The 12,296-nt window shown below is 60.4% G+C and carries 12 protein-coding genes; 3 read left to right on the plus strand and 9 right to left on the minus strand.

Translation table 11 applies throughout. The annotated features are described in order from the left end of the window. Positions 1–37: 37 nt before the first annotated feature. Positions 38–1,021: a GlxA family transcriptional regulator gene (locus tag C7S18_RS15365; protein WP_106892398.1), complete on the minus strand. Its 984-nt coding sequence runs from the start codon at positions 1,019–1,021 to the stop codon at positions 38–40. Between the two features lie 175 nt (positions 1,022–1,196). Here C7S18_RS15365 and C7S18_RS15370 point away from each other — a divergent pair, with 175 nt between their 5' ends. Genes C7S18_RS15370 through C7S18_RS15380 form a run of 3 tightly spaced genes read left to right on the plus strand, consistent with a single transcriptional unit; the run spans position 1,197 to position 3,131 of the window. Next, on the plus strand, positions 1,197–2,093 hold the full coding sequence (locus C7S18_RS15370) for an NAD(P)-dependent oxidoreductase (protein ID WP_170113292.1): 897 nt from the start codon (positions 1,197–1,199) through the stop codon (positions 2,091–2,093). Further along, complete coding sequence (locus C7S18_RS15375) at positions 2,090–2,587, plus strand: cupin domain-containing protein (protein ID WP_338022121.1); 498 nt, start codon at positions 2,090–2,092, stop codon at positions 2,585–2,587. Before C7S18_RS15370 ends, C7S18_RS15375 begins: the two co-directional genes overlap by 4 nt. A 19-nt stretch (positions 2,588–2,606) precedes the next feature. Continuing rightward, positions 2,607–3,131, plus strand: a complete 525-nt coding sequence (locus C7S18_RS15380) for a GNAT family N-acetyltransferase (RefSeq protein ID WP_106892400.1) — start codon at positions 2,607–2,609, stop codon at positions 3,129–3,131. Positions 3,132–3,286: 155 nt separating this feature from the next. Here C7S18_RS15380 and C7S18_RS15385 read toward each other — a convergent pair whose 3' ends face one another. From C7S18_RS15385 to C7S18_RS15420, 8 genes are all read right to left on the minus strand, one after another. Then, positions 3,287–4,075, minus strand: a complete 789-nt coding sequence (locus C7S18_RS15385; RefSeq protein ID WP_106892401.1) for an NnrU family protein — start codon at positions 4,073–4,075, stop codon at positions 3,287–3,289. A 39-nt stretch (positions 4,076–4,114) separates the two neighbouring features. After that, entirely contained in the window at positions 4,115–4,807 is a 693-nt protein-coding gene (locus C7S18_RS15390) for a TetR/AcrR family transcriptional regulator (protein WP_106892402.1), read from the minus strand. A 109-nt stretch (positions 4,808–4,916) separates the two neighbouring features. Next, on the minus strand, positions 4,917–5,642 hold the full coding sequence (locus C7S18_RS15395; RefSeq protein ID WP_146151945.1) for a hypothetical protein: 726 nt from the start codon (positions 5,640–5,642) through the stop codon (positions 4,917–4,919). Positions 5,643–5,652: 10 nt separating this feature from the next. Then, entirely contained in the window at positions 5,653–6,918 is a 1,266-nt protein-coding gene (locus tag C7S18_RS15400) for a glutamate-5-semialdehyde dehydrogenase (protein WP_106892404.1), read from the minus strand. Continuing rightward, positions 6,915–8,015 carry a glutamate 5-kinase gene (proB, locus tag C7S18_RS15405; RefSeq protein ID WP_106894058.1) on the minus strand — a complete coding sequence of 367 codons (1,101 nt, stop codon included), beginning with the start codon at positions 8,013–8,015 and terminating at the stop codon, positions 6,915–6,917. The genes C7S18_RS15400 and proB overlap by 4 nt, the downstream gene beginning before the upstream one ends. A gap of 589 nt (positions 8,016–8,604) precedes the next feature. Next, positions 8,605–10,566, minus strand: a complete 1,962-nt coding sequence (locus C7S18_RS15410) for a hypothetical protein (RefSeq protein ID WP_106892405.1) — start codon at positions 10,564–10,566, stop codon at positions 8,605–8,607. Between the two features lie 614 nt (positions 10,567–11,180). Continuing rightward, positions 11,181–11,621, minus strand: coding sequence for a hypothetical protein (locus C7S18_RS15415; protein ID WP_106892406.1), 441 nt, complete (start codon positions 11,619–11,621; stop codon positions 11,181–11,183). A 1-nt stretch (position 11,622) separates the two neighbouring features. Then, positions 11,623–12,294, minus strand: a complete 672-nt coding sequence (locus C7S18_RS15420; RefSeq protein ID WP_106892407.1) for a Fe2+-dependent dioxygenase — start codon at positions 12,292–12,294, stop codon at positions 11,623–11,625. Positions 12,295–12,296: the final 2 nt, after the last annotated feature.

Below are 12,296 nucleotides of genomic sequence, written 5' to 3' on the forward strand. Positions count from 1 at the left end.
CATCGCCACATTCCGAGCCCGCATCAACCGAGGCACCTCAGGTTGACAGTCGTCGCTGACGGCGCAAAGCGTTTGGCGTCAGTCCAACCGTTTTGGCGACCAGGCGCCGTAATGCGGTCGCATCACGATAGCCAACAGCGTGCGCAATCTGTTCGATGCTCTTGCGACTGCTTTGCAACAACTGCCGGGCTCGTTGCAGCCGGATACTCTGGATCAAGGCCACGGGACTCATGCCCGAAGCACGCGTGACTTTGCGCGCGAGGGTGCGCTCTGACATGTGCTGCTCTTTGGCCAACTGGCTGACACTCGGCACCTCGGGCAGCGCGGCTTCGATCCGTTGCGTCAGGGCGCCAATCAGCGGATTGCCCACCGCAATCAACCCCGGCATGACAAAGCTCGTCTGCTCGGTCCGTTCCTGCAGCAGCAACAAACGCGCGACCTGATCGGCGAGCGCTGCGCCATGGCGCACACGCAGGAGATAGAGCAGCACATCGGACTGCGCCATCGGCGCCCCCGCTGTGATCACGGGGCCGTCCGCACACAATACGCGTTGTGCTTCGACGCGCGTTTTGGCGGCCACGGCACTGAGCGCGGGTGCCAGCCACCACGTCGTTGTCGCGGCGCGTCCGTCCAAGACACCGGCCGCGTGCAGCAGGAACACCGCCGAACAGGTGGCCGTCACCATGCCCCCTCGACGGACATGGGCACCGATGGCTTCAATAGCCTGTTGGCAGGGCTCTTTCACGATTTGCGCCGCAAGTTCATGACGATTCTGAACCCACAGCCCCGGAATCAACAGCACCGATCCGGTAGCCCGCCGCCGCTGCGGCAGTCGGCGGGTATCGATCTGCATGCCGCCCTGCAAAGCCACGGCACCGCCATCGACGGAAAAGAATCCGAACGTTGGAATCGGTAGCGCCAGGCGACGAGCAGCGCTTGCTGCCACTGACAGAATATCGCGGGTCATCGCAACGCCACTTGGGTTGGCGCCAGGCAAAACCAACACTTCGAACTCAACCATGTCGTCCCTCGCTCGATGGCATGCACTTCGCCACACCCGATCAGCGCTGCAGTGATAGCACGAAGGGCGCGCTGCATTTTGTCTGATTAGACATGAAACTGGACGAATCGGACACTCGGCGAATCGACTTGCCCGCGCTGCAATGGCGGTAGGTTCTCGGCTGAGAAGGTTGGTCATGACTGTCGGGTTTATTGGCATCGGTCGCATGGGTGAACCCATCGCGCGGCGACTGCTCCAGTCGGGGCAACCACTCGTCGTCTGGAGTCGCACACCTCATCACGCGGACACTTTGCGCGCGGACGGCGGCATCGTGGCGAGTTCCTCGGAAGCGTTGCTCGGGACTTGCGAAACCGTATTGCTGATGCTGCGCGATGAGGCGGCCATCGATGCGGTTCTCGCGCGCGGCAGCAAGACCTTTGCACGCCTGACGCGGGATCACTGCATCGTCCAGATGGGCACCGTCGACCCGCTGTGGTCCCAGCGATTTGGCGAGGACCTGACGGCGGCTGGCGCGCGCTACGTCGAAGCACCGGTCTCAGGATCGAAGATTCCAGCAGAACGGGGCACGTTGCTCGGCATGCTGGCCGGAGCCGAATCGGATCTGGAACGGATCGAAATGCTCCTGGCGCCGGTATGCCAGACGTTTATTCGATGTGGCGCGGTCCCGCAGGCCATGCAGTTGAAACTCGCCGTCAACCACTATCTGGTGGGCATGGTGTGCGTGCTGTCCGAAGCCGTGCAGTCGGCGCGCCGCACTGGGATCCCGCTGGCACGACTCGCGTCGGCGCTGAATTTGGGTCCGATGGCCAGCCCGGTCATGCAGACCAAGCTCCAACAATTTGTCCAGAATGATTTTGCGGCACAGGCTGCCATCGACGATGTCATGCATGTCGCCGAACTGGTGCTGGCGCAAGCGGAGCGGGCCGGCGCTCCGAGTCCATTGATGCAGCAATGCCACGAGCATCTGGTACGCGCGCACGCCAGGGGGTTCGGGCAACTCGACATGGCGGCAGTATTGAATCATCCGCCAGCTTTGGCATCCACCGCAGTCTTGAAACCAGGAACCCCATGATGAACGATTCGACCAAGCAACACACTGACGACGTTGTGGCAGTCTTTGCCGAAGCGGTACCGAACCGGACCAGGCCATCTGTGTATCCAGCACCCATCGGCAATCGCTTCGAAGGGCGCGCCAAGAAAGTACTCGGCGATGTCTTCGGCATCCAGAAGTTTGGCGTCAATCTGACGCGCTTAGCACCAGGCGCCTACTCCTCACTTCGGCACGCACATTCAATGGAGGAGGAGTTTGTCTACATTCTGAGCGGCCAACCGACACTACGGACGAATCGTGGCGATACCCAACTCCGCCCGGGCATGTGTGCCGGCTTCCGTGCCGGCAATGGCGACGCTCATCAACTGATCAATTTGAGTGACCAGGACGTTGTGTTTCTGGAGATTGGTGATCGGGTGGAAGGTGACACGGTCAGCTACCCGGATGACGATCTGGCGGCTCGCAAAATCGATGGCCAATGGTTGTTCTTTCACAAAGATGGTAGTGCGTATTGACGAAAGCTGATTCATCGACATGAGCACGCGAACGCCGACGATTTTGATCCGCACGCTTCAGGACCCAGATCATCAAGCAGTCCAGCAACTCGTGTTGGACATTTTGAATATCGAGTACCAGATGGCGCTCAGCCTTCAGGATTTGCCCGACCTCAGTGACCTTGGTACGAGCTACCAACCACCCGCAGCGCAGTTCTGGGTTGCGACGCATCATCGCCGAGTCGTTGCTTGCATTGGCGTGATGCCATTGGGCGATGGCGACTTTGAGCTGCGCCGCATGTATGTGCACCAGGATTTTCGCGGTCTCGGGCTGGCGCAACGACTGCTTTCCGTCAGTCTTCAGTGGAGTCGCGATCACGGCGTGAAGTCCTTGTATCTCGAAACCAACACGCAATGGCAAGCGGCGCAATACCTTTACGGCAAGCATGGCTTTTCGCGGATCGATCGAAGCGACTTGCCCGCCAAATTCCCCGTGGTTCGGATCGCCACGGATTTCTACCGCCTGCACGTATCGTTTGCGGGTACTTCTATTGATCCGGAATGAAGTGAGTCGAGCTTCCGGTTCAACTCAATTCGTTTCGAGTCCGGCGCGGGCCGCGCAGAAGGTTGGCCTGACTTTGCGCATTTCGTACGGACGGTCTTGAAGTCCCTTGGGAGGCTTTGAATACGCTCAGAGGCGACGCGGTCCAACGCCTGTGCCTAGGCGCGGTGCACTTGTCCGGCAGTGTCGCGCCGGCGCGCGGCCAGCCATCGGCGCGCCGACAGGTAGAACCCACCGATCGCGAGCAACACTGGCAATGCCGCGCCATTCGCGAGTTGCCACAGCGGGTGCATGAGCGTGATGAGCGCAGCCGCCAATGCAGACTTCAGCAGCGTTGCGACGATCCGATCCTCAGCCTGTATGCGTGTGCGCCCTTGCAGAATGGCGAGAAATGGCAGCACTGATGTTGCCTGCATGAACGGTCGATACGCCTCGCCATGACGCATGAGCAGTTTTCGATCTTGAATGCTCGCGCCAAGAAGCGACAGCACGGCGAATCCAAGCATCATCAGCGCCGCGGCGCGCTCCGACATCAGGACACTGTGTGCCAGAGCGAACACGGCAAACCCGACAAAGAAGCTATGCCGACTGATTTTGCTGATGCCAAAGGGTGTGTGGACACGAGTCTGAAACAACGCCATCGGCGTTTTGGGATAACCGGGCAACGCCGCCAACGCGAGACTGAGCCCAAGCCATGCAACGATGCCGAGACCAATCCTCGCGCCAGGAAGCATCAGCAGCCAAGGATTGGGGACTTCTTGCCGCAGACTGGCATAGAGCGCCCAAGCGAGCAGGCTTAGGCTCAATGCCGCAGTTAGGCTGAACACCGCGACAAAACGCTGCTCGCTAAGAACGCTGATGAGATGGGTGCGAAGTGGCGGCAAGCCAAACAACAAATGTGAGCCGATGAAACACAGGACAGCGAGGCTTGGCAGATCGATCAACATGTTGGCGTTCCTCCTGCAGGTTGGCGTTGTAGCAATGGACTAGTTCTTATTGCGGGCCGATGTCGCTGGCGCGCGCTTGCTGCCTGCCGTGCGCGCCGCTGCGTTGGCACTCGGATGGGTGCGACCCGCCGTCACACCCAATTCGGCCAATACCGCGCGCGTCGCTGCAAGCACCCAGTGGTCCTGCGTGGCATCTGGGGTTTTGCCGCGCCGAAGCGCCGGCACGATGGCAGCCAGCGGGACATCAATCAGCGCATAGCGCAGTCCCGCCATGGCGGTCGCATCGCTGGCGCCCAGCAACAATAGGCGCTTGCCAAAGTCCAGAAACTGACGGCGCGCATCAGCCTCCAGTGCGCGTCCGGCATCTTGCATTGGCTTGGGCCAGGCTTGGTCCAGAAAGTCCTCGCGCCGATGCAGCATCAGTAGGCGCGACTCATCTGGGTCTATGCGCGCACGCGAGAGCACAAAACGCACACTCGCAATCGCCGCATCGATAGGGTCGCCTTGACTCAGCACCTGGTGGTAGTCGGCTTGGTAACGCGCGGCCGCATTGAGCCAAACCTGTCCCAGCAATTCATCGCGCGATGAGAAGCGATGGTAAATCGATCCCGTGGGCGCGCCCAATGTTGCGGCGATCTTCGCGATCGTCACTTCGGCAGGCCCGAGTTGCACCGCCAACGCGCGGGTCGCTTCGAGCATCTGTTCGCTTTGGAATTTCTGAGTACGCGCCATGCATTTAGAATGCGCGTTCTAGAACGGATTGTCAATAAGGTGACGAACGCCCCCGCGCGGTCAACACCGCCCACTTTCCGGATGGTGATCGGTGACTGGCGAAGCCAGCTCAGAACGGCGTCGCGTCCTGGCCGTTTTTCGGCAACGCAATGGGTTCGATCGTGGCATCCAGATCGAACTTCAGGTCGGTGCTGCCTTCCCTGAGCGAACTGATGCGATCAAGGCGCAACAGGCTGATGGGCCGGTGGTCGGCCTTATTGATCAACAGCGACACCGAGAATGCATGCTCGCTCGTATCGCGGAAATAGCGCCGCTTGGCCGGCGGCAGCTTGGGATCAATGGCGACCAACCCATCGATCTGTACGCGCAGACATTGCGTTTCGCCGCATGGCTCGTCCTGGACCGACGCACCGGTAACGGCCTGCCAGTCGATCTCGACCAACGCCGGGCTCACATAACCGGGCGACTCGCAGATCCATTTGGTCTCGGCTTTGCGCACGTAGCACCAATTCTGGCGATCGCCCACGGCAATGTAGTTGGGCCGCATCTCGCGGATGATGGGGGTGGTGCCGTATGAGTATTCGTTTCGCCCCAGCGCCATCGTGCGGCCGTCCGGCATCCACTGGACCGAAGCCGCCGCACCATCGACTGCAAGCTCGGCAAAACGTTCGGAAGCCGACGCCAAGGCGGCTTTTGCTGCCCGAACCGATTCCTGATCGCGAATCAGCGTCACCACTTGCCGGGGCTTCCACGTTTCTGGCCCCTTAGGCGGTTTGGCGGCCAGAGACACCGTGGACACAGCAGCCAACCAGAGCACGAGCATTCGACGAGCCATCAGCAGATCCCTATGGTTTCAGCAGATCGGGGTGCCGGACGTGTCCAGAACCGCTGACCAGCCATTTTTCGGTGGTCAAGGATAAGGCACCCATGGCGCCATAGGCATGGATTTTCGTCGTCGAGATGCCGATCTCAGCGCCAAGACCCAGTTCGCCGCCATCGTTGAAGCGTGACGACGCGTTCCACATCACCGCCGACGCATCGACTTCGCGCTGGAAGCGCGCTGCCCGCTCGGCGTTGTCCGTCACGATCACTTCAGTGTGCTGACTGCCGTGCAACGCGATATGGGCGAGCGCGGCATCGAGATCATCGACCATCCGAATGGCCAGAATCGGCGCCAGATACTCAGCATCCCAATCACTGTCTTCTGCAGGCACTACTGCCGAGATCAATGCCTGGGTGCGCGCGCATCCACGCAATTCGACACCTCGGGCCAAAAGCGCCGCGGCCGCGCCGGGCAACCAGGTTTCGGCAATGGCCTGATCGACCAGCAACGTCTCCAACGCATTGCACACCCCAGGCCGCGACGCTTTGCCGTCAAGCAGCAGACGCGTGGCGGTGACTTGATTGGCATCGCGATCGACAAACAAGTGGCAAACGCCCTTGTAATGCTGAACGACCGGGATGCGGCTGTTTGCCGCCACAAAACGGATCAACCCTTCGCCCCCGCGCGGGATGACCAGGTCGATCAGGCCTGCGCATTGCAACAGCTCCAGCATCTCCGAACGCTCACTGCTTGGCAGGCGCTGTACGCACGCTTCGGGCAAGCCAAGATCTGAGAGAACCGACTGCACCATCGTGGCCAGCGCCTGATTGCTGTACCAAGCCTCCGAGCCGCCGCGCAAGATTGCGGCATTGCCGCTCTTCAAACACAGCGCTGCCGCATCAATCGTGACGTTCGGCCGCGATTCGTAGATCATCGCGATGACGCCGAGCGGCACACGCATCCGTGCTAACCGCAGCCCATCGGCACGGACCTGCACTGATGACTCCTGTCCAATCGGGTCAGGCTGCGCTGCAATCGCGTCAACAGCATCGGCGAGCGCAGCGAGACGCTTCGGATCCAGATACAACCGATCCAGCATGGCCGGGCTGAGGCCGCGTTCGGCCCCCTGCCGCATATCCTCGGCATTTGCCTGCAGCACCGCCGAACCACGGGCACGCAGCCGGTCGGCGATGGCACGCAGCAACTGATTGCGGGATTCGGTGTTGAGATTGGCGAGCACCCGCGACGCAGCGCGCGCCGCCTGAGCCAGTTCGCGTACGGTGGTCACAGCAACACCATGTCATCGCGATGAATCACTTCGGCCGGCGTGGTGTCGCCAAGCAGGCCTTCGATATCTTGCGTGTTGCGCCCCATGATCTTGCGCAAGTCCTGAGCGTCGAACTGCACCAACCCGCGAGCCACCGGCGCCGCACCAACGCTGACAATGTCGACACAATCGCCAGCGCGGAACTGCCCGTCTACCGCGCGCACACCGACCGGCAACAACGACGCGCCCTGTTGGCCCAACGCGCGCGCCGCGCCGGCATCGATTTCGATCTGACCCTGGGCCTTCAAACCATGACGCAACCAATGTGCGCGCGCCGAAATCCGAGACGTCGCGGGATGAAACCACGTGCCCGGATTCTCGTCCTGCGCCAGCATCGCGAGCGCTTGCTCGTCGCTGCCATGGCACAACACCGTCGCAATACCGCGGGCACTCGCCTTGCTGGCCGCTTCGATCTTGGTCCGCATGCCGCCCGTACCAACGCTCGACCCCGAGCCTCCGGCGAGCGCCAGAATCTCCGGGGTGATTGCGGACACTTCGGCGATTCGCTTGGCACTCGGCACCTTGCGCGGGTCCGCGTCGTACAGCGCGTCGATGTCGGTCAAAATGATCAAAAGGTCGGCTTCGACCAATACGGCGACATGGGCCGCCAGATTGTCGTTGTCGCCGAGTTTCAGCTCCTCGACCGCGACCGAGTCGTTCTCGTTGATGATGGGCAGTGACCCCAGATCAAGCAGCGCGCGCAACGTGTTCTGCGCGTTCACATAGCGGCGTCGGTTGCTGAGGTCGTCGTGCGTCAGCAGCACCTGGGCGCACGGGACATCGAAGAACGGCGCCCACGCTGCCATCAGCTGTGCCTGACCGATGGCGGCCAGCGCCTGCTTGCCAGCGACACTTTGCTTACCTAGGCTGTCCTGTCGGAGCCGCGCCCGACCCGCAGCCACCGCCCCGGACGAAACCAGAATCAGCTCCCGGCCGCGTGCGCGCAGCCGCGTAATCAACGCCGCCACTTTCAGCAGATTCTCTTTTTTCAGCGCCTTGCCATCGGGCGCCAGCAGATTACTGCCGACCTTGACGACAGCACGTTTCCACGCGTTCATGAGGCAACCATCCAGGACACAATCGCTCTGGAGGTTAATGCCAAACCATGCCGCACGGAAATAAGCATCCGTCACGGCGATGTGCTGCACCGACACGTTGATCGGCGCGATGTCCGTCCGGGAACTGCGGCACAACGCCCGCACTCGGTCGAGCCAGGAAAAAGTTGCCATGCCGACGAGGCGACTGACGTACGGGGGAGAACACTTCGTCGACATGGCAAGACCGAACATGCCCTGGCAGTAGGCGGCTGAATCGGGGAGTACTCAGCACCCAGCCCACCGATGCACGAACCCAAAGCGCGGCTTGCCGCCCGCGCTTTCGGATCGCACACAACCCACTATTACGTGGCATCGTGTGCAATGGATTCTGGTGGATGCGAAAAAAATTCCTACCTGTCTTTAGACGGGTAGGAATTTAGGCTTGGCAGTTACCTTCCGATCACCATTCAATGGCCAAGTAACGCTCTAACATGGAACCAAGGTATCGGACCCTGGACCTTCAGACCTGAACTGAATCCGGCTCAGGTCCGGATTCAGTGGCCAAGAAGGCATTGCTGTAATGACTCCCCTGAACTTGTTCAGAGGCTCCTTAGAACGTGTCAACAGCGATTTGATAGGTACTGGCCGCACCGTAGAAGCCTGACCAAATGGCAGCCGTTTCGACGTAGTACACGGTGTACGGGCCGCTTGGCGCGAAGGTATCGTTCAGGACCAGGCTGCTCGCGGCCTCGGCTGTACCAATCAGACTAATCGGACCCGTCGGGTAGTTGTCTTGGCGATACAGGCGAATGCGCGATCGCTCGGCAGCGGCGCCATTCATCGTTACCCGAACCGGAACACTTGGACCAACGGCAAAGGCGGTCCAATCGGTATCGCCCGCCACGTGGAAGTTGTGCGCCTGCGGCTGACCACCGTACAACGCCTTGTATTGATCGCGGGTATTGTCGGCCTCGTAGGCATCGGCAGCGATCGGCACTGGCGCAGTCGTTGCCAGTAAGTTGTAGTCGGTGTTGCTGCTGGAAGCGTTGCCCACCAGCTTACTCTCCAGGAAGTAGACGTGTGTCGCTGGCGAAAGCGGCGAGGCGTGCTGCAGGCTCAGATTCGCGCAGGAACCATTGGTCGATGCAACCAGTTGACGCACGCCATTCGGATAATTTGGGTGCAAGTAAAGATTCAACGCGCACTGACCAAAAGCCGAGCCAGAGAGCACAATGTTGGCCTGCACGCCAGCGCCGATAGCGAACGCCGACCAATCCGCATCGTTGGCCCGATGGAAGTTGTGGTACTTGCGCTGACCGTCATAAAGCGGTTTCCACTGATCCGGAGCGTCGTCGATTTCGTGGGCATCAGCAACCGCCTGCGGTTGCGCATTGAACTGAATGGTGTGGCGGAAGTTGGGCGATCCGACGGCGTAGGCCACCAGACGGTGCTGACCTGCTGACAAACCGGTAATCGGATTGCCGACGGGCTGACCATCGAGTTCCAGTGCGGTACTGCCGGTGGCCGACACGGAGACGGTCAACGGTAGGTTCGAATTGACGGTGGCGCCGAAGCCCGGCGACGTAATCGTGACTGGTTGCGTCGGTGCTGCGGTATTCGCCCACGTAGCGATCGTGTTGATGTCGCCTGCCGAGAATCGCTTGATCACCGGATTGACGTAGTTGGTACCAAGCGCGCTATTGATCTGATAGACGGCGTGAGTGCCAACGGGAACACTACCGGAGGAGTTGATGAATGCCGGGCCGCCGGTATACAGCCACAAGGGGGCAAACAAGGTGTAACTGGTCCAATAGAATGAAGCAAAAGTCCCATTGTCACCGTTCGCGGTCCCACCATGGCAGCTGCCACCACCGTTCGCCGTGACACCCTCCACACTCAGACCGAACGCCGCACCGGTTGGCGAAACCAGAGCACCGGGCACATGCTGGGCACCGGCGGTTCGCCCAACCGCTTTCATCAGCGACAGACCGGCCACCATGCCAGGACCACTGCCGATCCGACGCACCTGATGCACATCGTAGAAAATCCCGTCTGCATGCAAGCAAAGATCGTTATAGTTGCCAGCCAACTCCGCGCCGGCAATGGCCAGATTGGAACTTGCGAACCAAGCCGATGCGATGGCGCTACCACCCGTACCGCAGCGTCCGGTATGCACCCGTGCCACCGGAGTGCCAAATCCGCACAGTGCCTTGTTCGCTGACTCGGATTCATCTGCGCCCAAGGCGGCCATCGGCGAATCCGTCACGGTGGCCCGACGCGTTGCTCGGTCATCAGGGCTCAGCGCACGCAGGATTGGTGCTGTCTGCAGCGCGCATTCCGTATTGGCGTCCAGGCGAAAACGGGAAACAGTAATGGTCTGCCCGTCTGACTCGATCAGTTCGGAGCGCGTCAGCGTCTTCTGGCGCACGCTCGCGTCTTTCAACAAATTGCTCGGACAGTTCACCAGTTGCGGGGATTCAACTTGTTTGGCGCTGGCGCATTCGGTTGCGCCGCCAGCGAGTGCAATAGCGGTAGCGAGCAGCGACCAGCTGCCCTTTGAAAAGTGATTCATAAGGTCCATTCTGAATTCGAGGTGGGATGTGTTCGTGATCGCGTCACGAGGTTTCGACACAGGATGGGCCTGCAATCAATCCGATCGATTGCAGAGCGGTTCAATTTCCCGTGACTTTTGTTTACTCGGAATCCTTTGGCCGAACCGATCAGAAATCCGCACGACCTTAGCCCCTAGCATCGCCGTCGCGATCATCCGAACGTGACCTCACGCGGTCGAGAAGCGTTGGCTGTCCATTCTGAGCCCTAGCCGAATCCAGCGGCGCCGTCGCACAAGCAGCGACGATGTCGCGGTCGTGCGTCGACACAAGCCATCAATTGCTTGGCCCGAAGCGGAGCACTCCGATGCATCATTTCGAAGCTGCACGTCCAGACACTGGTTATGACCCGAACCGGCAATTTGCAAGGCTGGTGACGTATCCCGCCGTTGGCCTGACAAAGTTTGGACGAACTTGGAGACAAGACCTTGCGCGAGCAGAATGCGAAACAACCACTACGGATTGAACGCGCAACACGGCATGGGATCGATCGGCGAGAAACGTATTCAAGCGATTCGCGGAACACCACACTCGATGGAGATCAGACAGTGCAGAACCGGCAGGCGCGACCCTGCCCTCAGTGCGATCCCGCCACTGATGAGTCGAACAGCGCTTTCACGCTTGGGCGATTCAGCACAATGATCGTGAACACGCCGAGCGCGGTGCCCATCGGCATGAACAGACACAGCAGACCGGAGATCACGAGGCAAAAGGTAAAGCTCTGCCTCGCCTTGAGCTTTCGGGCCACCCGAAACACCATGCCGGCAAACGTAAACCCGATCATCATGAACATCAGCGCGACGCCGATAAAGATCCAGCCCAGCGCTGCGGGCGACTCATTGCCGGGTTGCTCGGGCAACCATCCGGCAACGATCGCAATTCCCATAATCAAGTGAATGATCGGAAACAGCGCAAAGAACGCCATGACCCCGGCGCAGACATAATGAAAGATCACCAGCAGACGCAGGTGCTCCGAATCGGTTTTCTGCTGATCAACGCCAAGGGGCTGCGCACTCATTTCAAGTCTCCGCATAGCGGCGCATGAGATTCGCATGCGCCTTGTTGAGCAAATCAAATGCCTCGCCCTGGCCCAGGCTCGCGCGCACCAGGTTGCGAGCGCGCAGCACATCATATTGGAGCTCGCGCATTGCCGGGTCACGGATCAGGCTCTGCACCCAGCCCACGACGGCCAGCCGCTCGCCACGGGTCACTTCGCGAACCCAATGCAATTGCCCAGTGGGGTAACAGATCACGCTACGCGCTGGGAGCTTGAACGCCATCTCCTGATTGCCCGATTCGAAGACCAGCTCGCCGCCGTCATACGATTCGGGGTCGGCCAGAAACAGCGTAAAACTGAGGTCCGAGCGAATCGGATTCGGATGACCGATGATCGGCGCGTCCACATGGGCGCCGTAGAACATCCCCGGTCCGTACCGATTGACCAACACGGTGTTCATCGTGCGCGCCTGCGTGGCCGACACAAAGGTCTCGTTGCGGCGCAACGCCTGCATCACCAAGCGCGAGATCGGCTGGTTGATCGACTGCTCGCCAGTGATCTCGTCGTTATGCTTGATTTGCGCGAGCGCCTGGCCCACGGTCCGACCACCGTGGCTGAATTCGGTGGACCGAATCCACCCGAGCAGCGCCTGATGCTCGTCTTCGGTGATCAGTTCAGGCAGACAGAAGATCATCG

Source organism: Ahniella affigens, assembly GCF_003015185.1.
Lineage (GTDB): Bacteria > Pseudomonadota > Gammaproteobacteria > Xanthomonadales > Ahniellaceae > Ahniella > Ahniella affigens.